Genomic DNA, 24,912 nt, shown 5'->3' with positions numbered 1-24,912 from the left:
CCGGGGCTCAGGCTCCCTGAGCCACCGCGTCCTCGATCGGGGTGGGACCGGAGACGATCTCCCACGTCTTCGCGATGGAGGTCGGCTGCGCCAGGGCGGCGATCACCGTCGCGGCGACGTCCGCTCGCGGGATGCTCCCCTTCTCGACGGAGGTGCCGAGCGTGATCGTGCCGGTGCCCTCGTCGTCCGTCAGCCCGCCCGGGCGGAGGATCGTGTAGTCGAGGCCGGAGTCGCGCAGTGCCGCGTCGGCGTCGCGCTTGGCCTCGACGTAGGCCTTCCAGCCCTCCTCCGTGTCCTCGGGGAGCGGCTCGTCCACACCGATCGCGCTGACCTGCACGAAGTGCTGGACCCCGACGATCGCGGCGGCCTTCTGGCTGAGGACGGACGCCCCCAGGTCGACGGTGCGCTTGCGCTCCGGGCCCGAGTCGGGTCCGGCTCCGGCGGTGAAGACCATGCCGTCGACGTGGCCCAGCGCCTCGGCGAAGGCCTCGGGCGTCGTGTCCTCGAGGTCGTGCACGAGCGGCTCGCCGCCCAGCCGGACGATGTCCTCGGCGTGATCGGGGTTGCGGATCACTCCGACCGACTCGTGGCCGGCGTCGTAGAGCAGGTGCAGGATCTGCTGCCCCACCTTGCCGTGGGCTCCGATGACGGCGATGCGTGTCATGGACGTTCCTCTCCTCGTCGGGGCGGGTCGCCCCGTGTTCGTGGTCCCCTCCATCCTGCCGCGGCGTCCCTGGACGCCCCCAGGCCTTGACGGCGTCCGGGCGCCGGGCCGTCAGGCGGCGAGGCGGTCGTCGCGTCCTGTGATGGCGAGCAGGCGGCTCTGGAGGGAGGCGGCGTCGTCGACCGGCACGGGCGCGGCGTAGAGGCCGCTCGCGCGCAGGGTCTCCTCCTGGGGTGCGAAGAGCTCCCAGACCGCTGCGACGAGCTCCTCGTCCAGCCGCTCGTCGCTGCCGGTCGCGCGGGCGAGGTCCCAGGCGTGGACGGTCACATCGGCCGTCTGCTCCTGCAGCAGCTCGACGGCGCTGACGGTGTCGCGCCCCAGCTGCACGGTCGCCGCCGGGTCGACGGTGCGGACAGCGACGCGCAGGCGGTCGGTCACGCGGCGCCACTCGCTCCTCAGATCGGTGGCGACGGACTCGAGGCGCAGCGCCGACTCGTCGCCGCCCGAGAGGAGCGTGTGCGCGCGCTGCTGCTCGCGGACGACGTGCAGCACGAGCGCGCGCGTGTCCCACTCGGTGTCGGGCGTGGGGGCCGACCAGTCCTCGACGGCGCTCAGCCGGAGCTCGAAGGCGCGGTGGGCGCGGTCCTGCAGATCGAGCCAGCGGCTCATCTCGGCGCCGGGGCCGGTCTCGGTGGCGGTGGGGGAGTCGGGCTGCTCGTGCGTCATGGTCTCTCCGGAGCGTCGTGGTGCTCGGGTCAACCGCGAGTGGTCGGCGCTCATTCCCGGCCGGCCCGGGCGCAGCGGCCGGGAAGCCGATGTCGGTGGTGGGTGCGATCATGTCCGGAGGTGTGGTCGAGCAGGACGGAGCGGCGTGAGCAGGCAGGACGGCACGGCGTGAGCGAGCAGGACGGCACCGCGTGAGCAAGCAGGACGGCACCGCGTGAGCAAGCAGGACGGCACCGCGTGAGCAAGCAGGACGGCACGGGGCGGCAGGTCACGACCGAGCCCTTCGACGACCCGCGCGCGAGCATCATGCACATCGACATGGACGCGTTCTTCGCCTCCGTCGAGCTGCTCGACCGGCCGGATCTGCGCGGGAGGCCGGTCATCGTGGGCCACCATGGAGCGCGCTCCGTCGTCACAGCGGCGACGTACGAGGCGCGCCGCTACGGCGTCAACTCGGCGATGCCCATGGCGGTCGCCCTCCGCCGCTGCCCGCAGGCCGTGGTCCTCGAGCCGCACATGGAGCGCTACCGCGAGGCCTCTCGCCGCGTCATGGCGATCTTCGACTCCTTCACGCCGCTGGTCGAGCGTCTGAGCATCGACGAGGCGTTCCTCGACGTCGCGGGTGCCCGCCGCATCTCGGGCTCGCCGTACGCGATCGGCACCGAGATCCGCCGCCGGGTGCACGCCGAGCTCGGGCTGACCTGCTCGGTCGGGATCGCCAGCACCAAGTTCGTCGCCAAGCTCGCCTCCGGCCGCTCCAAGCCCGACGGTCTGCTGGTCGTCCCCGCCGACGGCGTCCGCGAGTTCCTCGATCCGCTGCCCGTGAGCGCGCTGTGGGGAGTCGGCGCGAGCACGGAGGAGGCGCTTCTGCGCCGCGGTCTGCGCACCGTCGCCGACGTCGCGACCACCCCGCTGCCGTCGCTGGTGTCCGCCCTCGGCGAGGCGACCGGGAGGCGCCTGCACGCCCTGGCGAACGGGGTGGATCCGCGGCCGGTCGACACCCGCCAGATCGAGAAGAGCGCCGGACACGAGATCACGTTCGCCGACGACGTGGCCGACCCCGAGCTCGTCCGTCGTGAGCTGCTGCGGCTCTGCGACAAGGTCGCCGTGCGGATGCGCCGCTCGGGAGTGCGCTGCCGCACCGTCGCGGTGAAGGTGCGCTTCGGCGACTTCAGCACCCTCACCCGCTCCCGCACGCTCGTCGAGGCGACGGACGTGGCCCGGGTCCTCTACGAGGCCTCCTCCGCGCTCCTCGAGGCGGCCAACCCGATGCGGCGGCCCGTGCGGCTGATCGGCGTGCGCGGCGAGCAGCTGGTCGAGGGCGACGACGTCGCGTTCTCCCTGTGGAGCGACTCCGACGACTGGCGCGACGCGGAGCTCGCGGTCGACGGCGTGGCCGCCCGCTTCGGCTCCGGGGCCGTGCGTCCCGCCTCGCTCCTGTCCAGGTCGGCTCCCGAGTCGGCCAAGGGGATCGACCTCAGCGACACGCTCGCTACGCGGAACCGATCGTCAGACTGATCGGGCGGTGGTCGGAGCCGTTCGGCGGCAGGACCGCGACGGTCGCGGCGGTGACGCCGTCGGCGAGCGCGTGGTCGAGCGAGACGAGCGGCAGCAGGGACGGCCAGGTCGCCGGGAAGCCGACTCCGCCCGTGCGGACGAGGCCCGCCTCCGCCAGCACCGGAGCGAACAGGTGGTCGTCCGTCGGCGTGTTGAAATCGCCGATGACCAGTGTCCGCTCCGACGCGTCGTCTCGAAGAGCGGTGGCGAGGTTCGAGAGCATGGTGTCCCGCTCCTCGTGGTCGCCCGGCCGGAACGAGGCCAGGTGCACCACGAACAGGCGCGCGCTGCCGACCGGCGTGTCGACGTCGACGGCGAGCGCGCGCTCCCAGCCGAGACCGAGGTCGAGCGGCTCCTCGTCGGTCAGCTCGGTCCGGCTCCAGACGCCGACGGTGCTCGAGACGGACGAGTACGGGTACTCGTCGGCCAGCTCGGCGTCGACCGCGTCCACGGCGTCTCCGTCGAGCTCCTGCAGCGCGATCACGTCGGGGCCGCGGGCGGCGAGCGAGGCGGCCAGCCCACCGGCGTCGCTGCTCGTCTCGATGTTCTGGCTGACGACGGTGAACGAGCCGGAGCGCACGGCCGGCGCCGGAAGCGCGACCGGCAGCACCAGCACGCCGTAGACCATCGCCAGCACGGTGACCGCGGCCGCCGTCCGGCGCGACCGGAGGGCCGCCGCGGCCGCGATGAGGAGCAGCACGAGGAGCCCCGTCCACGGGATCCCGACCTCGAGGACCGACAGCCAGCCGATCGGATCGGGCAGCGCGCGGTGGAAGGCGAGGAAGGCGGCGAGCACGAGGCTCGCGACCGCCACCGCGGCCGAGCGCACGGGGCGGCGGCGGCGGGTGCGGGCGGACATCCGTCGATCATGGCAGCAGGTCCCCGGAGGTCCATGGACGAGTCCTGTGCGCCCCGGCGGGCCGCTTGTCGCCGCGGAGAGCCGCGGAGTACCGTCGCACCATGCCCAACATCGCAGTCTCCCTGGCCGACACCGTCACCACCGCGGGTACCGCGACGATCTACGGCGAGCCCGTCACCGTCGACGGCGTCTCGCTCGTCCCCGTCGCCCTCCGCTGGTTCGGCTTCGGCGGAGGCAGCGGCTCCGAGGACGGCCAGGAGGGCGGCGGCGGAGGCGGCGGCGCCACGGTCATCCCGATCGGCGCGTACATCAAGGACGACCTCGGCCTGCGGTTCCAGCCGAACGTGATCTCGGTCCTCGCCGTCGGCATCCCCTTCGTGTGGGTGACCGGCAAGGCCCTCGCGCGCATCATCCGCGCCCTCAAGAAGTAGCCGGAGCGGCCCCGCGTCAGCTGGCGCGCTGCTGGCGCGCGGGGTACCACTTCTTCTTCGTCCGGCCGAAGCCGACGATCAGACGCTCGGCGTCGTCCGGCCGGCGGGGGTCGTAGATCACCGCGGCGGGCTCACCGGCCATCCACGCGTCCCCCCGCTTCAGCGGGTACTTCTGCGCGCGCTTCTCCACACCCTCGGCGGTCCGGTAGACGACCAGGAGCCTGCCCAGATCCCGTGCCGAATCGCGATCGCCGCGTGCCGGATCCGGCCCGACGACGCGCGCGGGCACCCGCGTGCCGTAGCTGAGCAGCTCGCGGCGGATCCGCGCACGGCGCTGCCAGAGCAGAGCCTGCAGCAGAACGATCAGCAGCACGGCCAGGACGACGACCACCGACCACGACATGACGTCTATGATTGCCGACGAACACGGGAGTCCGGTGCACCGGGCTGAGAGGAAGGCAGCAGCCTTCGACCGTCGAACCTGATCTGGGTCATGCCAGCGAAGGAACGTTTCGATCTCCTCTTACCAACCCGTGCCCTCCATTCGCTTCCACGAAAGGGCACGTCAGTGCAGAAAACGAACGCGCAGAACACGAACGCGCAGAACACGAACGCGCAGAACACGAACGCGCAGAACCTCACCTCCTCCGCCCCGGCCCGGCGCGATCTGCGCTGGCGGGTCGTCGACATCGTGGTGGCGAGCGTCGTCGCCGTCGCGAGCGGGATCGTCTTCTGGGCCTGGGGCCTGGCGACGAACGTCCTCGGCCTCGCCTTCGAGTTCCTGCCCGGGCTCGGCGGGCTCCTCGGCGGCGGCTGGCTCTTCGCCGGCGTCCTCGGCGGCCTGATCATCCGCAAGCCCGGAGCCGCGCTCTACACCGAGCTGGTCGCCGCGGCCGTGTCGGCTCTGATCGGCACCCAGTGGGGCTTCACCGTGCTGATCTCCGGACTCGTGCAGGGACTCGGCGCGGAGATCGTCCTGGCGCTCTTCCTCTACCGCAGCGGCCGTCCGCTCGTCGCGATGCTGGCCGGTGCCGGTGCCGGGCTGGCCCTCGCGATCAACGACCTGCTGTCGTACTACGCCGTCAACGACGCGCTCTTCAAGACCGTCTACGTCGCCTCCTCGATCGTCTCGGGCGCGCTCCTGGCCGGGCTGCTGTCCTGGTTCGCGGTGCGGGGGCTCGCGGCCTCGGGAGCGCTGGACCGCTTCGCCTCCGGGCGCGAGGGCCGGACGGTCGAGGGAGCCGGCGCGGGCGCTCGATGAGCGGCGCCTCCGTCCGGGCGCGGGGCTGGAGCTGGCGGCACGCGGGACGCTCCCGCGACGCCCTCTCCGGCCTCGATCTCGCGCTGGAGCCGGGGGAGCGCGTGCTGCTCCTCGGCCCCTCCGGCGCGGGAAAGAGCACGCTGCTGCACGCCCTGGCCGGCGTCCTCGGCGGGGAGGAGGACGGCTCCGCGGCCGGCGAGCTCGAGATCGACGGAGCGGCGCCGCTCACCCGGCGCGGTGTCGCGGGGCTCGTGCTACAGGATCCGGACACTCAGGCGGTCCTGGCGCGGGTCGGCGACGACGTCGCGTTCGCCTGCGAGAACCTCGGCGTGCCGCGCGAGGAGATCCCCGCGCGGGTGCGGGAGGCGCTCGGCGACGTCGGTCTCGACGTGCCGTTGGACCACTCCACCTCGGCGCTCTCGGGCGGGCAGAAGCAGAGGCTCGCCCTGGCGGGTGTGCTCGCCATGCGTCCGCGGCTCCTGCTCCTCGACGAGCCCACCGCCAACCTCGATCCGGACGGTGTACGCGAGGTGCGGGCGGCGGTGGAGCGCACGGCCGCCCGCACGGGGGCGACGCTGATCGTCGTCGAGCACCGGGTCGACGTGTGGGTCGGCCTCGTCGACCGGGTCGTGGTGCTCGGGCGGGACGGCGCGGTCGTCGCCGACGGCGCTCCGGTCGAGGTCCTCGATCGAACGCACGACGTGCTCCGCGCCTCCGGCGTCTGGCTGCCCGGTGACACCCCCGCCCGGCGCGGGGCGAGCGTGCTGCCCTCGCCCGCCGCCCTGAGCGCGCACGACCTCGCCATCGGCCGGCCCGTCCTCGGGCGCCGCCGCTCGACCATCGTGGCCTCGGGGCTCGAGCTCGCCGTCGACTCCGCGCGGGCCACGGCCGTGCTGGGACCCAACGGCGCGGGGAAGTCGACCCTCGCGCTCACGCTGGCCGGTCTCCTGCCGCCGGTCGCGGGGCGGGTGACCGCCTCCGAGTCGCTCCGCGCCGGTGCGGGCCCGGAGCCGATCGGCTGGACCTCGGCTCAGCTCGCCGGACGGATCGCGATGGTGTTCCAGGAGCCGGAGCACCAGTTCCTCACCGCTCGCGTGCGCGCCGAGCTGGCGCTGGGCGCCCGCGACGAGACGGAGCGGCATCGGGCGGAGGAGCTCCTGGAGCGCCTCGGCCTCGCGCACCTCGCCGACGCCAATCCGTTCACCCTCTCCGGAGGCGAGAAGCGGCGCCTGGCCGTCGCGTCCGCCCTCACCCGGTCGCCGTCCGTGCTCGTCCTCGACGAGCCGACGTTCGGACAGGACCGCCTGACCTGGGAGGTGCTCGTCGACCTCCTCGCCGAGCAGCGCGACGCGGGCACGGCGGTGCTCGCCGTCACCCACGACGAGGCGCTGGTCGCCGCCTTCGCCGACTCGGTCGTCACCCTCGGCGCCCGCGAGGCGGTGTCGGGATGACGCTCCTCGACTCCGTTCCCGCGCGCAGCCGGATCGCCCGGGCCAACCCGGTCGCCAAGCTCCTCGCCAGCCTGGTCATCGCGTTCGCGCTCCTCCTCACGGTCGATGCGGTCTCCGCGGCGACGGCGCTGGCGCTCGAGCTGCTGGTTCTGCCCTTCGCGGGGCTCCGAGCGGGTGAGCTCGTGCGGCGGACGGCTCCCGTCTGGATCGCGGCTCCGCTCGCCGGCCTCTCGACAGTCCTCTACGGGCGCGACAGCGGCGCCGTCTACGCGGAGTTCCTCATCGTGTCGGTCACAGAGGGATCCGTCGCCCTCGGGCTGGCCATCGCGCTGCGCGTCCTGGCGATCGGACTGCCGAGCGTGGTCCTCATCGCCACCACCGACCCGACGGACCTGGCGGACGGCCTCGCGCAGATCCTGCGCCTGCCCTCGCGCTTCGTGCTCGGCGCTCTCGCCGGCATGCGGCTCGTCGGTCTGCTCGTCGACGACTGGCGCACCCTGTCGATGGCCCGCCGGGCCCGCGGGGTCGCCGACGGCCGCGGGCCCATCGAGGCGCTCCGCAGCCTCGCGGCCCGCACGTTCTCGCTGCTCGTGCTGGCCATCCGGCGGGGGAGCAGGCTCGCGACGGCGATGGAGGCGAAGGGCTTCGGCTCCGGCGTCCCGCGCACCTGGGCGCGGCAGTCGCGCCTCGGAGCCGGCGACCTCCTGCTGCTCGCGGGCGGAGTGCTGATCGCTGCCGTCGCCGTGACCGCCGCCGTCGTCACCGGCTCCTGGAGCTTCGTCCTGCATGGCTGAGCGGATCCTGCCGCTGACGGATCGGACGGCGGGCGACCTCGCCCGCTCGCTGATCGCGCGTCGCCGTCGGACGGTGGTGCTGGACGGACCGAGCGGCTCCGGCAAGTCGACGTTCGCGCGCGCGCTGGTCGAGCAGCTCCGTCTCGCGCCGGCGGCATCGTCGGTCGCGCTCGTGCGGATGGACGACCTCTACCCCGGCTGGACGGGCCTGGACCGGGCGTCGCGGGAGACGGCCGGGACGCTCATCCGCCCCCACGGCCTCGGCCTCGCGGCGCACTGGCGGCCCTGGAACTGGGCCGCGGGGACGACGGCCGGGCGCCGCGTTGTCCGCGAGCCGCTTCTCGTGCTCGAGGGCTGCGGATCGGCCGGCGCCGCCGCGCGCCGCCACGCCGATCTGGTGGTCTGGCTCGAGGCCGACGACGAGGTGCGGCGCGTGCGCGCGCTCGAGCGCGACGGCGAGCTCTTCGCTCCGCACTGGGACGCCTGGGACCGCGACTTCCGCTCCTACTGCGCTCGGGAGCGGCCCCGGGAGAACGCCGACCTCGTGCTGGACACGGGCGGCGGGGGAGCGGTGCGCGGCTGAGGGGTCCCCTCCGAGCGGGGCGACGCGCGGATGCCGGTGGGGGCTCTCCCTCGGCGGCGATCAGGCCCAGCCGAGCTCGTGCAGCCGGTCGTCGTCGATGCCGTAGAAGTGCGCGATCTCGTGGACGAGGGTGACGTGGATCTCGTCGCGCAGCGCGTCCAGATCGTCGCACGCGGCGAGGTGCGGCTCGCGGAACAGCACGATGCGGTCGGGCATCTCGCCGAAGCCGTAGCGCTCGCGCTCGGTGAGAGCGACGCCGTCGTAGTAGCCGAGCAGATCCAGGGTCCCGTCCTCGGGCCGGTCCTCCACGACGAACACGACGTTGTCGAGCCCGTCGACCATGTCGTCCGGGAGCGCGTCGAGCTCGGAGATCACCAGGGCTTCGAAGGCGTCCTCGTCCAGCTCGAGCATCCGGGACCTCTCTGCGTCGGCGATCGCTGCCGGTCGCCGGATGTGCGAAGAGGCCCGGAGTCGGAACTCCGGGCCTCTTCCGCTGCGTGCACAGCCACTGGGGTGAGTAACGGGGCTCGAACCCGCGACCTCCTAGACCACAACCAGGCGCTCTGCCAACTGAGCTATACCCACCAGGAGCGTGTTCCGGCGGGGTGACCCGCCGAAGCAACTGTACGAGAGTACTACATCCGGGAGGCGAACTCGTCCACGACGGCGGCCGACACGGCCTGCACCTCGGCGGTGCTCGGCCCTGGCTGCTCCACGAACACGGCACGGCGGTAGTACTGCAGCTCGCGGATGCTCTCGAGGATGTCGGCGAGGGCGCGGTGTCCGCCGTGCTTCTTGGGCGCGTTGAAGTAGATGCGCGGGAACCACCGCCGTGCCAGCTCCTTGATCGTGCTGACGTCGACGTTGCGGTAGTGCAGGTGGCCGTCGAGGCGCGGCATGAACTTCGCGAGGAAGGCGCGGTCGGTGCCGATCGAGTTGCCGGCGAGGGGGGCCTGCTGCTCCGCCGGGACGTGCTTCAGCACGTACTCCAGCACCTCGTACTCGGCCTCCGCGACGCTGACGCCGGAGGGGATCTCGACCAGCAGCCCGGAGGTCTCGTGCATCGACCGGACGAAGTCGCCCATGTTCTCGAGCGCGGTCGCGTCGGGCCGGATGACGAGGGAGAGCCCCTCGTCGAGCGGGTTCAGCTCGAAGTCGGTGACGACGACGGCGATCTCGACGAGCTCGTCGACGGAGAGGTCGAGCCCCGTCATCTCGCAGTCGATCCAGACAAGACGGTCGGGGGCGCTACTCATGCGGGGCAGTCTATCGGCGGCCGCCGACACCCGGTCCGGCCGCCTCGCTCCTCCTACACTGGACCCTCGTGATCACGCTCGCCTGCTGCCTCCTGATCGTCAACGCCGTGTGGAACGCGATCGTCTGGCCGCCCTTCCTCCGCCGCGTCCGCAAGGACCCGCGGGCGCGCGACGCGGACGGCCGCGCGACGACCTTCCTCCGCGTGCACACGGTGCTCATCGGCGTGTCGCTCGCCCTCGCCGTGGTCTCCCTGGTCGTGGGAGTGCTGGGACTCGTCCGGGGCGCCTAGGCCCCGGCGGGCGCGGCCCCTGCGCTTCGGTATCGTGGTCGCAGTCCGCCCCCGTAGCTCAGCGGATAGAGCAGGAGCCTTCTAATCTCTTGGTCGCAGGTTCGATTCCTGCCGGGGGCACCATCGGATCGGGAGCGCGCCGGTCGCCGTCCCTAGTCTTGTCCCGGTGGCGTGCGGATCAGCGTCGACGCCTCGCGCCCGTCCTTCGACCGCGTCGCGGCCTCTCCTCGGGCGGCGCTGCGCTCCTCCGAGGAGTGACGCCCGGCACCCACGGGGTTTTCCTCCGCTCCGGTGACCCTCGGACGAGGACTCGCGGTCGCTCCACCAGTAACACACCGGCAAATCGGAGGCAACACCGGCGTGTTTCCCACCCGAAGTCGTTTGAGTGTCATTCAGGCACCTAGTCTTGGGGTGTCCGGAATTACAACGACGTAACGAACGGAGGTACGACCATGCTGCTCCTCGCCATCCTCGGTGGAATCGCCGTCGCGTGGACGATCGTCGCGGCGCCCCTCGCCGTACTGGTCGGCCGAGTCGCCCGTGCACGTGATGCACACAGCTAGTCAGTACACGCACCGCCCGCACCACAGAGAAGGCCCCGATCGCAGTCGCGATCGGGGCCTTCTCTGTGGTCGGGAGCACTCAGACCGAGCTGCGGTCCTGGCCTCGGTCGTCGTCCGAGGCGGACCGCTCGAACCGGGCCTCGTCCGCCCGGACGACCGCCTCGTCGTCGGCCGGCACGTCGTCGCGGTCTCCGTCGGCCGGAGCCGACGGCGTCGCGTCGTGCTCCGCGTCCGGCTGCGGCTCGGCGGCAGGAGCCGAGCGCTGCGGGTCGACGGGCGGCAGCTCCTCCACGGGACGCTCGCGCGACGGCACCTCCAGGCGGTCGACGTCGGCGAGCAGGCGGCGGGTCTCCTCCTGCGAGGCGTCCCCGGCCGACGCGGGGAGGACGATCGTGGGCGTCTGCGGGGCTGCAGAGCCGGAGGCGGAGCCCGCCCCGACGACGACCGGTGCGACGGCGGTCGGTGCGGCGGCGGTCGATCCGGCGGCCGGGGGAGCGGTGCGCTGGGAAGCGGCCTCGGAGGTGCTCGGGGCCCGATCGGACGACGGAGCGGGCTCGGCGGAGCGGTCTCGACCCGTCTCCGAGAAGCGCCAGCGCTCGAGGTCGGCGAGGAAGGCCTTCCGGGCGCGTCCGGGCTTGTCCCGCCACTGCACGAGGCGGTCGCGGAACTCGCCCACGCTCGCCTGCGTCTGGTATCCGCCGGTGCTCGACGTGTGCTTCAGCTCGGCGAGCTCGTGAGCGGCCCAGTTGGCCGCGACTCCGGAGCCCTTGACGGGCAGGAGGCGCAGGTGCGTCTCGGCCTGCGCGGACGCGCGGTCGCTGAGGACGCGCTCCGGGCTGCTGAGGACGTTCCAGGCCGAGGCGTCGACCGCGGCGTCGACGAGCGTCGCGATGACCGCGTTCTTCCGCTCGTGATCCTGCTGACGGATGAGGCGCGCGATGGACGCCCGGAAGACGGAGCCGATCACGATCGCTCCGACCACCACGGCCAGCAGGACCACAGCGGCCGTGAAGACCGCCTGGTGCCCGTCGCTCGTGCGGATCCAGGACATGAACTCGTTCCACCACTGCATGGGGCGAACGCTATCCGGGGCGGTCGCCTCGGCCCGGTCGGCACGCCGCCGACCGGGCGGATCGGCGCGTCAGGCGACGCGGAAGACCTCGATCGCGTCGTCGACGCTCCAGAACTCGCCGATCTCGGCGCCGGCGGGCATGCCCGCCCGCAGCAGCCGGGCGCGGTACCGCTCGCCGAGCGGATCCTCGACCAGCTCGATGTGACCGACCACGGCGCCCGAGCCGGTGCTCACGCGCCACAGCCGGGCGTTGACCCGGGTGAGCGTCGGCGGGGTGCGGGTGGCGTGCAGCGTGGACAGGGACATCGGTTCCTCCTGCTCGAGTCTCGGAGCACCCACCGGCCGAGTGCTGTCGCAGACTACGGCCGACCACCGACATCCCCGCCGGGGCGTCAGCGCAGGGTCGTGCCGTGCACCGCGAACTCCTCGATCGCGTCGATCTCCTCCTGCGAGAGGGGGCCGGCGTCCAGCGCGGCGACGTTCTGCTCGAGCTGCGCGACGCTCGACGCGCCGATGATGGCGCTCGTGACGGTGGGCACCCGGAGCACCCAGCTCAGGGCGAGCTGGGCCAGCGACTGGCCGCGCTGCTGCGCGATCGCGTTCAGGCCGCGGGCGCGCGTCAGGTACGCCTCGTCGATCCGGTCGGAGGAGAGGAAGCGCGACGTCGCCGCACGGGACCCCTCCGGCACGGTGCCGTCGAGGTAGCGGTCCGTCAGGAGCCCCTGCGCCAGCGGCGAGAAGACGATGCAGCCGGTGCCGAGCTCGTCGAGCACGGGGAAGAGGCCGTCCTCGGGTCCGCGGTCGAAGAGCGAGTAGCGGGGCTGGTGCAGGAGGAGCGGGACTCCGCTGCCCGCCAGTGCCGCCTGCGCGGCCCGGGTCTGCTCGGGCGAGTAGTTCGAGATGCCGGCGTAGAGCGCCTTGCCCGACTCCACCGCCGAGACGAGAGCGCCCATGGTCTCCTCGATCGGAGTCTCCGGGTCCGGACGGTGCGAGTAGAAGACGTCCACGTAGTCGACGCCGATCCGCTGCAGGCTCTGGTCGAGCGAGGAGAGCAGGTACTTGCGCGAGCCGCCGTCCCCGTACGGGCCGGGCCACATGTCGTATCCGGCCTTGGACGAGATGACGATCTCGTCTCGGTACGGGCGGAGGTCCTCCGCGAGGATGCGGCCGAAGGCCGTCTCGGCGGCGCCGTAGGGCGGTCCGTAGTTGTTCGCGAGGTCGAAGTGGGTGACGCCCAGGTCGAACGCGCGGCGGAGGATCGCGCGCTGCGTGTCGAGGGAGCGGTCGGATCCGAAGTTGTGCCAGAGGCCCAGCGACAGGGCGGGCAGCAGCAGGCCGCTCCGTCCGGTGCGTCGGTAGTCCATGCGGTCGTAGCGGGCGGGGGCGGCGTCGTAGCTCACGCCGCGACTCTATTGCAGGGGGCGGATCCGCGGAATGCAGGGGGCGGTGAGCGTGTTGGACCGACTGACGCCTCCGGCACCCCGGACGCGTCGACGCGACAGGAAGTGAGTCACACGCAATGCGCACATTCGTACTCGCCGGAGGATGCTTCTGGTGTCTGGACGCCGTCTACCGCGTCCTCGACGGCGTGACCGACGTCGTCTCCGGCTACACCGGCGGCCGCACGACCGAGCCCGACTACGAGGACGTCTGCTCCGGGCGCACCGGCCACGCCGAGGCCGTCGCCGTCACCTTCGACCCCGAGGTCATCCCCGAGCAGGTCGTCCTCGACGTCTTCTTCACCCTGCACGACCCGCGACAGCTGAACCGCCAGGGCAACGACGTCGGCACGCAGTACCGCTCGGCGATGTTCTACTCCTCCGACGAGGAGAAGGAGTTGTTCGAGACCGCGCGCGACCGTGCGTCCGAGTGGTGGGACGGCCCGATCGTCACCGAGATCTCGCCGCTGGGCGTCTACTACCCCGCCGAGGACTACCACCAGGACTTCTTCGCGAAGAACCCGGGCCAGGGCTACTGCATGGCGGTCGCACTGCCCAAGGTGAACAAGATCCGCAAGTCCTACTCGAGGTACATCACCGCGTCGTAACGCTCCTCCACAGGGGACGATCCGCTCGTCCTCTCCCCAGAAGGGCCCGCCTCCACCTCGGAGGCGGGCCCTTCGTCGCGACACTGGCCCTGCGGCGCCCGAGCGGTACCAGCCCCCTCCGCCCGGGCGCCGTGCCCGTCGCAGCCGTGGCGGGGCAGGAGTAGAGAGGACACGACCATGACCGACACCCTGACCGTCATCGGGACCATCGGCACCGAGCCCCGGAGCATCGACACCTCCAGCGGCACCGCGATGACCAGCTTCCGGCTCGCCTCGACGCAGCGGCGCTACGACCGCTCGGAGCAGCGCTGGGTCGACGTCTCGACCAACTGGTACACCGTCACCGCGTTCAACGGCCTGGCCGGCAACGCGCTGTCCTCCCTGTCGCGCGGCGACCGGATCCTCGTCACCGGGCGGCTCGGGGTGAGGGCCTGGGAGGCGGGAGGCAAGGCCGGTACGGATGTGGTCCTCACGGCCGAGGGCATCGGGCACGACCTCGCCTGGGGGACCAGCAGCTTCACGAAGACCGTCGGGCGCGCCTCTGCTCCCGCCCCTGCCGCCGAGCCCGCGTGGAGCGAGGAGGCGCCGCGCGAGGGCGCCGCGGCGGGGGACTGGGGCGCGTCGGGCCTTGACCGCGGTGATGCCGCGCCAGAGCCGCCGGTGGCGGCGGGCGTCGGCGGAGGCGCTCCCGGTCTCTCGGTAGGATCCGGGGAGACCCCGTTCTGATCCGGGGGACCGGAGCGAGAGCCGTCCCGGTCGGGAGGAGCCGGGCGTGACACGGAACCGAGCGGCCCGCATCGCGCTCGTGCTCGGCGGTCTCGCCGTCTGCCTCTCCGGCTGCACGTCGCCGTCGGCGCCGGACCCCGTAGTGTCCTCCTCCGCGGCCGAGGCGCCGGCACCGGCACCGGCGGAGTCCACCGCACCCGTCGCCTTCGTGCCGGGCGGGACGACGGAGCAGAACCTCCCCGTGTTCGAGCAGACCCTTCGCGCGGCGGCCGAGCCCGATCCGGAGGTGAGCGGCTCCAGTGTGGTCGACGCGCTCGTCGCGGCGGGGTTCTCCCGCGAAACGATGCAGCTGACGGCCGACGAGACCTCGGTCGGACTCGACGCGGACTCGGTGCAGGTCTCCGTCAAGCTCGGGGAGTCGTGCCTCATCGGCCAGTACGGCCCGAAGAGCGGCGGGGTGCGGGCGGTGATCGCGGCTCCGATCGCGACCGGCGCCTGCCTGGTCGGCCGGACCGTCCCGATCCAGGGCTGACGCGCCGGCCTCGACCGGGAACCGCTCCGCCATGGGCCCCGGTCGGGGTCGGAAAGGACGAAAGGATCCTCGACAAAGCCCCTCGCCCGTCGAGTCCGAGAGAGCCCGGTGTTCGCCCGTCGCTCCTGCAGGACCACTCCGACCGGTACGGATCCGAGCGTGAGCACCGCCTCGTGCGAGCGGACCGGTCGGCGATCCCGGTGGTCGGCGGCGCCCTCCCCTCCCCGGGACGCCGCTCTGCACGGTTAGGCTGCCCTGACCGACACGTGTGCCCCAGCGCGGGCACCGCGACGGACGTGCCGACGGGAGTGCTCGGCACGAGGACCACGACGAGGGGGAACTCGCCATGACCACATCCCGACCGCAGACGACGACGCGAGCGAGGTGGAGGCGCACCGCCATCGCGGTCGCGAGCACGGCAGCCGTCGTCCTCGGAGTGACGACAGGAGCCGGAGCGGCCGCCGCCGAGCAGGAGCGTCTGTCCGCGCAGGTCAGTCCCTATAACTGGTCGACGACGGAGACCTTCTCGGCCGCCCAGACCGCTGCCGTCGCGGGCGACGTCACCGGGCTCGACGTCACGCTCTCCGACTCCGCTCGGCCGACGGGACCGTACCCGGCGTTCACGACCTACAACTGGGCCATCGGGGACTACGACCTCGCCGGGTCGGCGACCCTCGCGTCCGGAAGTCGCAGCTTCCGCATCGACCTGAAGCAGCCCCTCGCCTCGTTCGGCAGTGGAACCGTCGCTCTGCAGATCACTGCGCAGAAGCAGCCGATCAAGAACCCCGAGGAGCCGATCGGCCAGCCGGTCGACAGCGGCTACGAGCTGACCACGTCGGCCACCCTCTCCGTCGCCGAAGCCTCCGGCAGCGGCGGCGTCGGCGGGGTCGACCTCAGCGGGACCGCGCAGACGCTGCAGCGGAGCGCCGCGTACTTCGCGTACAAGAAGGACGTCGACGTCGTGGAGGTCAAGGGCGGCGACACCGTCGTCCTCGAGTCCAACCGGGACGGCTTCTACGACCTCCAGGGGCTCGCCGCCTACGTCGGTCCCAGCAGGACCGAGCGGATCCCCGCCCAGGTGGTCGCGGACAACGATCAGTCCAAGGTCACCGTGACGATCCCGTCCAGCGCCTACGACGCCTACAAGAACCGCGTGAGCAGCCTGCTCCAGGTCACCGGCATCAGCAACGGCAGGGTGGAGCAGCCCCGCGGAGCGACCATCACGTCGGACGCCGCGGTCCGTGTGACGGGAAGCGGAGCCACCACCCCGCCGGTCACGCCGACCCCGACGGCCACCGCGACCACCCCGCCGGTCACGCCGACCCCGACCACTCCTCCGGTCACGCCCACGCCGACCGCAACGCCGACGGCCCCGCCCGCCGGCTCGCCGGTCGTCTCGCGCATCTCGGGCACCGACCGTCAGGGCACCGCGGTCGAGGTGTCCAAGCGCACCTTCCCGGCGAACGTCCCCGTCGTCTACGTCGCCACCGGGCAGAACTTCCCGGACGCGCTCAGCGCCGGACCCGCCGCGGCCAAGGCGGGCGGGCCGCTGCTCCTGGTCGACCGCGACTCGATGAGCCAGGTCGTCCGCACCGAGCTGACGCGTCTCAAGCCCGCGAAGATCGTCGTCGTCGGCTCCGAGCTCAGCGTCGGCAGCCAGGTCTACAACGACCTGGCCGGGTACGCGACGAACAGGAACATCACGCGCCTCGGCGGAGTCGACCGCTACGACACCTCGAAGCTGATCCTCCAGGACGCCTTCAGGGGCGGCTCCTCGAGGGCCTGGCTGGCGACGGGCGAGAAGTTCCCCGACGCTCTGAGCGCCAGCGCCGCGGCCGGCGCCAAGGACGCTCCGGTGGTGCTGACCAACGGAACCGGCTCCACGGTGGACCCCCTCACCCAGCAGATCATCAGCGGCCTCAAGATCAGGACGCTGACCATCGCGGGCTCCTCGCTCTCGGTCAGCGCCGGCATCGAGCGCTCGATCACGGGCCCGGTGATCACCCGCATCGGCGGGACCGACCGGTACGACACCTCGGAGAAGCTGAACAAGGCGGCCTTCACCTCGGCGAAGACCGTCTACCTCGCGACCGGTGAGAAGTTCCCCGACGCCCTGGCCGGAGCCACGGCGGCGGGCTACACCGGGAGCCCGCTCTTCGCGGTCCAGCCCACCTGCGTGCCCCGGGCGGTCCTCGCCGACATCACCGCATCCAAGGCGACGCAGGTGATCCTGCTCGGCAGCACGGACACGCTGTCCGAGGCGGTGGAGCGCCTGACGCCCTGCAGCTGATCCGCACCGTCGGCCGCTGACGCGATCCGCCCTCCCCACCGGCCCGGCCGGAGCGGAGGGCGGTCCGCGTTCAGACGGTCCCTCCGACGCGGACCGGCGAGTTCCCGTTATCCTCGACTGGTGCGGACGGTCCCGCGGCCTGCGCTCCGCGTCGGCCGGGGCCCGGCGTCCCGCCCCGGTCCGAGCCTCCGTCAGCGCCTCCGCGCGGAGCAGGGGACCGGCGGGCGACCCGACTCCGCGCAGACCGACGGACTTGAGGACTGGGCATGGCTGAATACATCTACTCGATGGTGCGCGCGCGGAAGGCGGTCGGCGACAAGCTGATCCTGGACGACGTCACCATGTCGTTCCTGCCGGGAGCGAAGATCGGCGTGGTCGGGCCCAACGGCGCCGGCAAGTCGACGATCCTGAAGATCATGGCGGGGCTGGACACGCCGAGCAACGGCGAGGCGCGGCTCAGCCCGGGCTACACCGTCGGCATCCTGATGCAGGAGCCCGAGCTCGACGAGACCAAGACGGTGCTCGAGAACGTCCAGGAGGGCGTGGGCGAGATCAAGGGCAAGATCGACCGCTTCAACGAGATCTCCCTCGCGATGGCCGACCCGGACGCCGACTTCGACAGTCTCCTCGCCGAGATGGGGACCCTGCAGGAGGCGATCGACGCCGCCGACGCCTGGGACCTGGACTCGCAGCTGGAGCAGGCGATGGACGCGCTGCGCACCCCGCCGGGGGACTCCCTCGTCACCAACCTCTCGGGTGGCGAGAAGCGCCGCGTGGCGCTCACCAAGCTCCTCCTGCAGAAGCCCGACCTGCTGCTGCTCGACGAGCCCACCAACCACCTCGACGCCGAGAGCGTGCTCTGGCTCGAGCAGTTCCTCTCGAAGTACCCCGGCGCCGTGCTCGCCGTCACCCACGACCGGTACTTCCTCGACAACGTCGCGGAGTGGATCGCCGAGGTCGACCGCGGACACCTCTACCCCTACGAGGGCAACTACTCGACGTACCTCGAGAAGAAGAGCGCCCGCCTGGAGGTCCAGGGCAAGAAGGACGCCAAGCTCGCCAAGCGGCTCACCACCGAGCTCGACTGGGTGCGCAGCAACGCCAAGGGCCGTCAGGCCAAGTCGAAGGCGCGCCTGGCGCGCTACGAGGAGATGGCGGCCGAGGCCGAGAAGACGCGCGTGCTCGACTTCGAGGAGATCGTCATCCCGGTGGGCCCCCGTCTGGGCTCCCAGGTCATCGACGCGAAGAAGCTGCACAAGCAGTTCGGCGAGCGCGTCCTCATCGACGACCTCAGCTTCACGCTGCCCCGCAACGGCATCGTCGGCGTCATCGGCCCGAACGGCGTCGGCAAGACCACGCTCTTCAAGACGATCGTCGGCTTCGAGCCGCTCGACTCGGGCGACCTGAAGATCGGCGAGACGGTCGACATCTCCTACGTCGACCAGAGCCGCGGCGGCATCGACCCGCAGAAGAACCTGTGGGAGGTCGTCTCCGACGGGCACGACTACATCACCGTCGGGAAGACCGAGATCCCCTCCCGCGCCTACGTCTCGCAGTTCGGCTTCAAGGGCCCGGACCAGCAGAAGAAGGCCGGCGTCCTCTCCGGTGGCGAGCGGAACCGCCTCAACCTCGCGCTGACGCTCAAGCAGGGCGGCAACCTGCTCCTGCTCGACGAGCCCACCAACGACCTCGACGTCGAGACTCTGGGCAGCCTCGAGAACGCGCTCCTCGAGTTCCCGGGCTGCGCCGTGGTCATCACGCACGACCGGTGGTTCCTCGACCGGATCGCGACGCACATCCTCGCCTACGAGGGCACCGAGGAGGATCCGGCCAACTGGTACTGGTTCGAGGGCAACTTCGAGGCGTACGAGGAGAACAAGATCGAGCGCCTCGGCCCGGACGCGGCGAAGCCGCACCGCTCCGCGTACCGCAAGCTCACCCGCGACTGATGCGCCTGCACGTCGCCATCCCGCTGCGCTGGTCGGACTTCGACGCCTACGCGCACGTGAACAACGCCGAGATGCTGCGCCTGCTCGAGGAGGCGCGCATCCAGGCGTTCTGGAAGCCGGACTCGCCGCAGCCCGGCGGGATGGCGACGGCGGTGCTCGACGCACGGCCGGGCGCCGAGTCGATCAGCCTCATCGCCCGGCAGGAGATCGAGTACCTCGCGCCGATCCCGTACATGCGCGCGCCGATCGACGTGGAGCTGTGGATCGGGCGGATCGGCGGGGCGAGCCTCGAGGTCTGCTACGAGCTCTACTCGCCCGCCGGCGTCGTCCCGCGGGTGCTCTTCACGAAGGCGGCCACCACTCTGGTGCTGGTCACGGCCGCGACGGGCAGGCCCCAGCGCATCCCGGAGGAGCTCCGCGAGGCGTGGGGCCCCTACGTCGAGGAGCCCATCACCTTCTCGAAGCGGGGCTGAGCTCAGCCCAGGGGGACGCGGACCATGCCCTCCTGGGCGACGCTCGCCACGAGCACGCCCTCCTGCGTGTAGATGCGCCCGAGCGAGAGCCCGCGTCCGCCGGACGCGCTCGGCGCCTCCTGCACGTAGAGGAGCCACTGGTCCACGCGCGCGGGGCGGTGCCACCACATCGCGTGGTCGAGGCTCGCGATCCGCAGGCCGGGCGTCGTCCAGGCCGCACCGTGCCGGCGGAGCGTGGATTCGAGGATCGTGTAGTCGCTCGCGTAGGCGAGGGCGGCGCGGTGCAGCATCGGATCGTCCGGCAGCGGTCCGAGCGAGCGCATCCACACGCTCTGGTGCGCGACCCGCTCGGGGTCGGCCCGGAGGTACACCGGCTGCTCGACGTGCCGCACGTCGAAGGGGCGCTGCGTGGCCCAGAAGCTGCCGACCGGGTGGTCGACCCCCGCGAGGATCTCAGCGGTGCTCGGCAGCGACTCCGGGTCGGGGATCCCCTCCGGCATCGGCGCCTGGTGGTCGAGGCCCTCGTCCTCGGTCTGGAACGAGGCGATCATCGAGAGGATGGGGCGTCCGTTCTGGTAGGCCTGCGTCCGCCGCGTGCAGAAGGAGCGGCCGTCGTGGATCCGGTCGACAGAGAACGTGATCGGCAGGGAGACGTCCCCGGGGCGGAGGAAGTACCCGTGCATCGAGTGCACGGAGCGCCCCTCGACGGTGCGACCGGCCGCGATGAGCGACTGCGCGAGGACCTGGCCGCCGAAGACCCGCCCCTCGGGCATCCACTGCGAGGGACCCGTCGAGATGTCCTCGCTGGTGCGGGCGCCGGTGTCCGTCAGGTCGAGCGCGGTGAGGAACGAGGACAGGGGATCGGGCACGGTACCTCCGGGGTGTCGGGCGGTCGGGCGAGCGGCCTCGGGTAAGTTTATCGACGCGATGAGTTCGTCCTTCTCCCTGGCGGATCCGCCCAGCCTGTCGGATCTGCGCGTCTTCCTCGGCCGTTCGGCCCGGGTCGAGGACGGTGCGGTCCGGCTCCTCGCCGACGACCACGTGCTGGCCGCCTACACGCCGATCCTCCAGCCCCGCGGTCTGCTCGACCGCTCCGCGACCGTGCTGGGCCTGCGCGTCTTCGCGCTCGACGAGCCCGCCGGCTTCGACCGGGTCGTGCCGATCCGTGCGCTGTCGGACCGCCTCGCCCGCCTGCAGTGGGAGCCGGGCGGAGCGGACGGCAAGCCGGTCGTCCTGCCCGACGGCGACGACGCGACGGCGGGGCCCTGGGCGGGCGTCTCCCCGCCCCGCGGCGGCTGGACCCGGCGCGAGCCCGTGGACCCGGGCTTCCTGGAGCGCGTCGCGCGCGAGGGGATCGACGAGATCGCGGCGGCCGTCGGCTCCGAGACGGGCGAGCAGATCGTCGGCCGCGTGCGGTCGAGCGTCTGGGGCCGCCCGCTCGACGGCCTCGAGGACGTCCCGGCGGGAGCGGCGTTCGCCCTCTTCGCGCTCGGGTTCCTCGGCGCCGACGACCCGGTCGCCCTGCTCGAGAGCGGCGCCTGGCGCCGCCTCACCTCACGGCGCGGACACGTGCTGGTCCGCACCCCGGGCTGAGCGGCTACTCCTCGAAGGTGTTCACCATCGCGTGGGCGGCGCGCTCCAGGTAGTCCCAGAGCAGGGTGTCGTCGGCCGGAGCGAGCTCGAGATCGTCGACGGCCGTCCGCATGTGCTGGAGCCAGTGGTCGCGGGCCTCGGGGTTGATCCGGAAGGGCTGGTGCCGCATCCGCAGGCGCGGGTGGCCGCGCTCCTCGCTGTAGGTGCCCGGCCCGCCCCAGTACTGCTCGAGGAAGCCGGTCAGCCGCTGGATCGCGCCCTCGAGGTCGTGCTCGGGGTACATCGGCCAGAGGACCTCGTCCTCGCGGACGCCCTCGTAGAACCGGCGGACCAGTCGCTCGAACGTCGGCCGGCCGCCGATGTGCTCCCAGAAGCTGCGCAGCGGAGGCGTGCCGCCGATCTGCAGGCCGCTCACGAGCGCGCTCCCGTCGGGCCGGAGGTGCCGCCGCCGTCCTGGGGCGGCGTCCCGCTCCCGCGCCGCAGCGCGCGGGGGAGCCGCACGGGCTTGCCGTGCTCGGTGCTGATCGTGGGGGAGGGCGTGGTCCGCGGCGGCTTGGCGCCTCCGACGCTCGTCGCCCCCTCGAAGCCCTCGAGGACGACGGTGGCCAGCGAGGGGAGCTTCACGTCGAGCGCGTCGAGCGACTTCTTCAGGCGCAGGCGCAGCTCGCGGGCGACGTCGTCCTTGGCGGTGGTGCGGGTCTTGACCACGACCCGGATGACCAGGGCGTCGTCGGCGATGGACTCCAGGCCCCAGAGCTCGGGCTTGTCGATGATCCGGGCCCGCCAGCGACTGCTCGCCGCCAGCTCGTTCGCGGTCGCGAGGACCGTGGACTGCACCTGCTCGAGGTCCGTCTCGTAGGGCACGGCCAGGTCGACGATGACGCGCGACCAGCCCTGCGACATGTTCCCGACCCGGACGATCTCGCCGTTGCGGACGAACCAGAGGGTGCCGTTGACGTCGCGGATCTGCGTCACCCGGACGCCGACCGACTCGACCACGCCCGTCGCCTGCCCTGTGTCGACGACGTCGCCGACCCCGAGCTGGTCCTCTGCGACCATGAACAGCCCGTTGAGGACGTCCTTGACGATGTTCTGCGCGCCGAAGCCGAGGCCCGCGCCGAGGGCGGCCGTCAGCAGGGCGAAGGAGCCGATGAGGTCCTTGTCGATCGTCGTCACGATCATGACCAGGGCGATGACGACGATCAGGATCGAGCTCAGGTTGTTGAGGATCGACCCGAGCGTGCGCGTGCGCTGCACCACCCGCACGGCCGCGAGCGGCGACGCGGCGATCGACTGGGTGTCCTCGACGCGCTGGCGGCGCTTCACTCCCGACACGATCTGGTCGACGACGCGGCCGATCACGAAGTGGGCGATGACGCGCACCAGCAGCGCGCCCAGCACGATCCCGAGGATCGCGACCACCTTCCAGAAGGGCTCGGACTCGAAGAAGGAGACGGTGGCGGCGACAGGGTCCGGGGTGGAGGTCTGAAGAAGCAGCATGACCGCTCCAGGCTACGGGACGCCTCCCTCCGAGACGGGTGCACGAGCTCCGCGCGCGTATAGATTCGAGTCGGGTCCGCTCGGACCCGGACACCGCCCTGGGAAGGACGCCCGATGCTCCACTCCACCCGGACTCCCGCCGAGAAGCGCCGCCTCTTCCGCGAGCGCCTCGCCTCGGGCGAGCTGCTGCAGCTGCCCGGCGCGTTCACTCCGCTCTCCGCGCGCCTCATCGAGGCGACGGGCTTCGACGGGATCTACGTCTCGGGCGCCGTGCTCTCGGCCGAGCTGGGGCTGCCGGACATCGGGCTCACCACGCTCAGCGAGGTGGCCGGCCGCTCGCAGCAGATCGCGCGCCTGACCGACCTGCCGGTCCTCGTCGACGCGGACACCGGCTTCGGCGAGCCGCTGAACGTCGCGCGCACGGTCCAGATGCTCGAGGACGCCGGAGTCGCGGGGCTGCACATCGAGGACCAGGTGAACCCCAAGCGCTGCGGGCACCTCGACGGCAAGGCGGTCGTCGACGCGGCGACCTCGGTGCGGAGGATCGCGGCGGCCGTCGACGCGCGGCGCGACTCCGATCTGGTGATCATGGCCCGCACCGACATCCGCGCCCTCGATGGCCTGCCGGCCGCGATCGACCGCGCCAAGCGCCTCGTCGACGCCGGAGCAGACGCGGTGTTCCCCGAGGCGATGCGCGACCTGTCCGAGTTCGAGGCCGTGCGCGCCGCGATCGACGTGCCGATCCTCGCCAACATGACCGAGTTCGGCAAGAGCGAGCTGTTCACCGCGCAGCAGCTCGCCGACGTCGGCGTGAACGTCGTGATCCACCCGGTCTCGTTGCTCCGGATCGCGATGGGCGCCGCGATGCGGGCACTCGACGCCCTCAAGGCGGAGGGCTCGCTCCGCTCGGAGGTCCCGGGCATGCAGACGCGCGCCGAGCTCTACGAGCTCCTCGACTACGCCTCGTACAGCCGCTTCGACGAGGGCGTCTTCGACTTCTCGCTCGCCGACCACTACGGCGCCTAAGCGCGCCGACCCGCATGAACCGGCGGCGCTCCCCGGCGCCGCCGCCCGCCTCTCGCGAAGGAGCGAAGGATGAGCACGACCGATCAGGACATCCGCAAGGGACTCGTGGGGGTCGTCGTCGACACGACGGCCGTCTCGAAGGTCGACCCGGCGTCGAACTCGCTGCTCTACCGCGGCTACCCCGTGCAGGAGCTCGCGGCGGGGACCTCGTTCGAGGACGTGGCCTGGCTGCTCTGGCACGGCGAGCTCCCCACTGCGGAGGAGGCGGCCGGGCTGGCCGCCGTGGAGCGGGCCCACCGCGCCCTGGCCCCCGAGGTGCGCACCGTGATCGACCTGCTGCCGCTGTCGGCGCACCCGATGGACGTGGTGCGGACGGCGGTGAGCGTCCTGGGCGCGCTCGAGGAGGATCCGGACGCCGACGCTGCCGAGGCCGTGCTGGAGCGCTCCGTGCGGCTCTGGGCGGCACTGCCGGCGATCGTCGCCTACGCTCAGCGCCGCCTGCGCGGCCTCGAGCCGATCGATCCGCGCGACGACCTCGACTACTCCGAGAACTTCCTCTGGACGACCTTCGGCGAGGTGCCGGAGCCGGTCGTCGTCGACGCGTTCCGCGTCTCGCTGGTGCTCTACGCCGAGCACTCCTTCAACGCCTCGACCTTCACGGCCCGCGTCGTGACGTCGACGCTGTCGGACGTCCACTCGGCCGTGACCGCCGCCGTGGGAGCGCTCAAGGGACCGCTCCACGGCGGGGCGAACGAGGCCGTGCTGCACGTGCTCGACGAGGTCGGCACCGGACCGGAGGCGGACCGGCGGTCCCGCGAGTGGCTCGCCGAGGCTCTCGGACAGCGCCGGAAGGTCATGGGGTTCGGCCACCGGGTCTACAAGTCGGGCGACTCGCGGGTGCCGACCATGGACGCCGCTCTCCGGCGGCTCGCCGAGCACGAGGGGGCCGGCGAGATGATGGAGCTGTACGACGCTCTGGCCGCGGCGATGGCCGAGCGGACGGGCATCCTGCCGAACCTCGACTACCCGTCCGGCCCCGCCTACCGGCTGATGGGCTTCGACACCGGGATCTTCACTCCGCTGTTCGTCGCCGCGCGGGTGGTGGGCTGGACGGCCCACGTGATCGAGCAGCGGGGCTCGAACGCGCTCATCCGGCCGCTGTCCGCCTATGACGGGCCGGAGCGCCGCTCGGTCCCGCAACGCTAGGCGCCGGGAGCGGGGAGAGCCGCCCGGTCCCGCAGCGCCGAGCGCCGGGGGACCGGGCGGCTC

At 72.3% G+C, this 24,912-nt stretch carries 28 protein-coding genes, 2 tRNA genes and 1 riboswitch; of the genes, 17 read left to right on the top strand and 13 right to left on the bottom strand.

Annotated features, from left to right (window positions below; all coding sequences use genetic code 11):
• Positions 1-7: 7 nt before the first annotated feature.
• Together C5C71_RS01590 and C5C71_RS01585 are read right to left on the bottom strand one after the other, a co-directional pair.
• Entirely contained in the window at positions 8-664 is a 657-nt protein-coding gene (locus tag C5C71_RS01590) for an SDR family oxidoreductase (RefSeq protein ID WP_104223727.1), read from the bottom strand.
• 111 nt (positions 665-775) lie between these two features.
• Positions 776-1,390 (bottom strand): TIGR03086 family metal-binding protein, encoded by a 615-nt coding sequence (locus C5C71_RS01585; RefSeq protein ID WP_258059445.1) that lies wholly within the window; start codon positions 1,388-1,390, stop codon positions 776-778.
• A 237-nt stretch (positions 1,391-1,627) separates the two neighbouring features.
• Between C5C71_RS01585 and dinB the strand changes: the two genes are divergently transcribed.
• Positions 1,628-2,908, top strand: a complete 1,281-nt coding sequence (dinB, locus tag C5C71_RS01580) for a DNA polymerase IV (protein ID WP_104337001.1) — start codon at positions 1,628-1,630, stop codon at positions 2,906-2,908.
• On the opposite strand, the gene C5C71_RS01575 is transcribed toward dinB, so the two are convergent.
• Entirely contained in the window at positions 2,883-3,806 is a 924-nt protein-coding gene (locus C5C71_RS01575; RefSeq protein WP_104226744.1) for an endonuclease/exonuclease/phosphatase family protein, read from the bottom strand. The genes dinB and C5C71_RS01575 overlap by 26 nt on opposite strands.
• A 101-nt stretch (positions 3,807-3,907) precedes the next feature.
• Between C5C71_RS01575 and C5C71_RS01570 the strand changes: the two genes are divergently transcribed.
• On the top strand, positions 3,908-4,237 hold the full coding sequence (locus tag C5C71_RS01570) for a hypothetical protein (protein ID WP_104223724.1): 330 nt from the start codon (positions 3,908-3,910) through the stop codon (positions 4,235-4,237).
• A gap of 16 nt (positions 4,238-4,253) precedes the next feature.
• Here the strand turns inward: C5C71_RS01570 and C5C71_RS01565 are convergent, their stop codons facing one another.
• On the bottom strand, positions 4,254-4,640 hold the full coding sequence (locus C5C71_RS01565) for a DUF3592 domain-containing protein (RefSeq protein ID WP_104223723.1): 387 nt from the start codon (positions 4,638-4,640) through the stop codon (positions 4,254-4,256).
• A gap of 14 nt (positions 4,641-4,654) precedes the next feature.
• Positions 4,655-4,762, top strand: a riboswitch (TPP riboswitch).
• Positions 4,763-4,805: 43 nt separating this feature from the next.
• Here C5C71_RS01565 and C5C71_RS01560 point away from each other — a divergent pair.
• Genes C5C71_RS01560 through C5C71_RS01545 form a run of 4 tightly spaced genes read left to right on the top strand, consistent with a single transcriptional unit; the run spans position 4,806 to position 8,326 of the window.
• On the top strand, positions 4,806-5,498 hold the full coding sequence (locus tag C5C71_RS01560; RefSeq protein ID WP_374954285.1) for an ECF transporter S component: 693 nt from the start codon (positions 4,806-4,808) through the stop codon (positions 5,496-5,498).
• The gene (locus C5C71_RS01555) at positions 5,495-6,949 is read left to right on the top strand and encodes an ABC transporter ATP-binding protein (protein WP_104337000.1); all 1,455 of its coding nucleotides are present in this window, start codon (positions 5,495-5,497) and stop codon (positions 6,947-6,949) included. Before C5C71_RS01560 ends, C5C71_RS01555 begins: the two co-directional genes overlap by 4 nt.
• Complete coding sequence (locus C5C71_RS01550) at positions 6,946-7,743, top strand: energy-coupling factor transporter transmembrane protein EcfT (protein WP_104336999.1); 798 nt, start codon at positions 6,946-6,948, stop codon at positions 7,741-7,743. The genes C5C71_RS01555 and C5C71_RS01550 overlap by 4 nt, the downstream gene beginning before the upstream one ends.
• Positions 7,736-8,326, top strand: coding sequence for a hypothetical protein (locus tag C5C71_RS01545; RefSeq protein WP_104336998.1), 591 nt, complete (start codon positions 7,736-7,738; stop codon positions 8,324-8,326). Before C5C71_RS01550 ends, C5C71_RS01545 begins: the two co-directional genes overlap by 8 nt.
• Positions 8,327-8,386: 60 nt before the next feature.
• On the opposite strand, the gene C5C71_RS01540 is transcribed toward C5C71_RS01545, so the two are convergent.
• The 3 genes from C5C71_RS01540 to orn form a co-directional block, all read right to left on the bottom strand.
• On the bottom strand, positions 8,387-8,737 hold the full coding sequence (locus tag C5C71_RS01540; protein WP_104223719.1) for a metallopeptidase family protein: 351 nt from the start codon (positions 8,735-8,737) through the stop codon (positions 8,387-8,389).
• Between the two features lie 98 nt (positions 8,738-8,835).
• Positions 8,836-8,911, bottom strand: a tRNA-His gene (locus C5C71_RS01535).
• 50 nt (positions 8,912-8,961) lie between these two features.
• Entirely contained in the window at positions 8,962-9,582 is a 621-nt protein-coding gene (gene orn, locus C5C71_RS01530) for an oligoribonuclease (protein ID WP_104223718.1), read from the bottom strand.
• A 68-nt stretch (positions 9,583-9,650) separates the two neighbouring features.
• Between orn and C5C71_RS01525 the strand changes: the two genes are divergently transcribed.
• Together C5C71_RS01525 and C5C71_RS01520 are read left to right on the top strand one after the other, a co-directional pair.
• Positions 9,651-9,872: an SCO4848 family membrane protein gene (locus C5C71_RS01525; RefSeq protein ID WP_104223717.1), complete on the top strand. Its 222-nt coding sequence runs from the start codon at positions 9,651-9,653 to the stop codon at positions 9,870-9,872.
• Between the two features lie 47 nt (positions 9,873-9,919).
• Positions 9,920-9,995 (top strand) — tRNA-Arg (locus C5C71_RS01520).
• A gap of 519 nt (positions 9,996-10,514) precedes the next feature.
• Here C5C71_RS01520 and C5C71_RS01515 read toward each other — a convergent pair.
• The 3 genes from C5C71_RS01515 to C5C71_RS01505 form a co-directional block, all read right to left on the bottom strand.
• The gene (locus C5C71_RS01515; protein WP_104336997.1) at positions 10,515-11,507 is read right to left on the bottom strand and encodes a hypothetical protein; all 993 of its coding nucleotides are present in this window, start codon (positions 11,505-11,507) and stop codon (positions 10,515-10,517) included.
• A 69-nt stretch (positions 11,508-11,576) separates the two neighbouring features.
• Entirely contained in the window at positions 11,577-11,813 is a 237-nt protein-coding gene (locus tag C5C71_RS01510; protein ID WP_104336996.1) for a hypothetical protein, read from the bottom strand.
• 86 nt (positions 11,814-11,899) lie between these two features.
• Positions 11,900-12,907: an aldo/keto reductase gene (locus C5C71_RS01505; protein WP_104223714.1), complete on the bottom strand. Its 1,008-nt coding sequence runs from the start codon at positions 12,905-12,907 to the stop codon at positions 11,900-11,902.
• Between the two features lie 119 nt (positions 12,908-13,026).
• On the opposite strand from C5C71_RS01505, the gene msrA reads away from it, so the two are divergent.
• From msrA to C5C71_RS01470, 6 genes are all read left to right on the top strand, one after another.
• Positions 13,027-13,554 (top strand): peptide-methionine (S)-S-oxide reductase MsrA, encoded by a 528-nt coding sequence (msrA, locus tag C5C71_RS01500; RefSeq protein WP_104223713.1) that lies wholly within the window; start codon positions 13,027-13,029, stop codon positions 13,552-13,554.
• 177 nt (positions 13,555-13,731) lie between these two features.
• A complete protein-coding gene (locus C5C71_RS01490; RefSeq protein ID WP_104336995.1) occupies positions 13,732-14,280 on the top strand; it encodes a single-stranded DNA-binding protein in 549 nt (182 codons plus the stop codon).
• A gap of 46 nt (positions 14,281-14,326) precedes the next feature.
• Positions 14,327-14,812, top strand: coding sequence for a DUF6993 domain-containing protein (locus tag C5C71_RS01485; protein WP_104336994.1), 486 nt, complete (start codon positions 14,327-14,329; stop codon positions 14,810-14,812).
• 346 nt (positions 14,813-15,158) lie between these two features.
• Entirely contained in the window at positions 15,159-17,102 is a 1,944-nt protein-coding gene (locus C5C71_RS01480) for a cell wall-binding repeat-containing protein (RefSeq protein WP_104336993.1), read from the top strand.
• A gap of 266 nt (positions 17,103-17,368) precedes the next feature.
• Positions 17,369-19,051, top strand: coding sequence for an energy-dependent translational throttle protein EttA (gene ettA / locus C5C71_RS01475; protein ID WP_104223708.1), 1,683 nt, complete (start codon positions 17,369-17,371; stop codon positions 19,049-19,051).
• Positions 19,051-19,524 (top strand): thioesterase family protein, encoded by a 474-nt coding sequence (locus C5C71_RS01470; RefSeq protein WP_104223707.1) that lies wholly within the window; start codon positions 19,051-19,053, stop codon positions 19,522-19,524. The genes ettA and C5C71_RS01470 overlap by 1 nt, the downstream gene beginning before the upstream one ends.
• A gap of 2 nt (positions 19,525-19,526) precedes the next feature.
• On the opposite strand, the gene C5C71_RS01465 is transcribed toward C5C71_RS01470, so the two are convergent.
• On the bottom strand, positions 19,527-20,393 hold the full coding sequence (locus tag C5C71_RS01465; protein WP_244230637.1) for an acyl-CoA thioesterase II: 867 nt from the start codon (positions 20,391-20,393) through the stop codon (positions 19,527-19,529).
• Between the two features lie 58 nt (positions 20,394-20,451).
• Between C5C71_RS01465 and C5C71_RS01460 the strand changes: the two genes are divergently transcribed.
• Positions 20,452-21,117: a hypothetical protein gene (locus C5C71_RS01460; protein ID WP_104247302.1), complete on the top strand. Its 666-nt coding sequence runs from the start codon at positions 20,452-20,454 to the stop codon at positions 21,115-21,117.
• A 4-nt stretch (positions 21,118-21,121) separates the two neighbouring features.
• Here the strand turns inward: C5C71_RS01460 and C5C71_RS01455 are convergent, their stop codons facing one another.
• Both C5C71_RS01455 and C5C71_RS01450 read right to left on the bottom strand, forming a co-directional pair.
• Positions 21,122-21,532, bottom strand: a complete 411-nt coding sequence (locus tag C5C71_RS01455) for a globin (RefSeq protein ID WP_308471733.1) — start codon at positions 21,530-21,532, stop codon at positions 21,122-21,124.
• Positions 21,529-22,617 (bottom strand): mechanosensitive ion channel family protein, encoded by a 1,089-nt coding sequence (locus C5C71_RS01450; protein ID WP_104223705.1) that lies wholly within the window; start codon positions 22,615-22,617, stop codon positions 21,529-21,531. Before C5C71_RS01450 ends, C5C71_RS01455 begins: the two co-directional genes overlap by 4 nt.
• Positions 22,618-22,731: 114 nt before the next feature.
• Between C5C71_RS01450 and prpB the strand changes: the two genes are divergently transcribed.
• Positions 22,732-23,643: a methylisocitrate lyase gene (gene prpB, locus C5C71_RS01445; RefSeq protein WP_104336992.1), complete on the top strand. Its 912-nt coding sequence runs from the start codon at positions 22,732-22,734 to the stop codon at positions 23,641-23,643.
• Between the two features lie 69 nt (positions 23,644-23,712).
• Complete coding sequence (locus tag C5C71_RS01440) at positions 23,713-24,849, top strand: bifunctional 2-methylcitrate synthase/citrate synthase (RefSeq protein WP_104226735.1); 1,137 nt, start codon at positions 23,713-23,715, stop codon at positions 24,847-24,849.
• Positions 24,850-24,912 lie beyond the last annotated feature (63 nt).

Source organism: Rathayibacter sp. AY1C1 (assembly GCF_002932105.1).
Taxonomy (GTDB): domain Bacteria; phylum Actinomycetota; class Actinomycetes; order Actinomycetales; family Microbacteriaceae; genus Rathayibacter.
The sequence above is the reverse complement of the archived record's forward strand: the minus strand, read 5'-3'. Positions and strand labels throughout refer to the sequence as shown.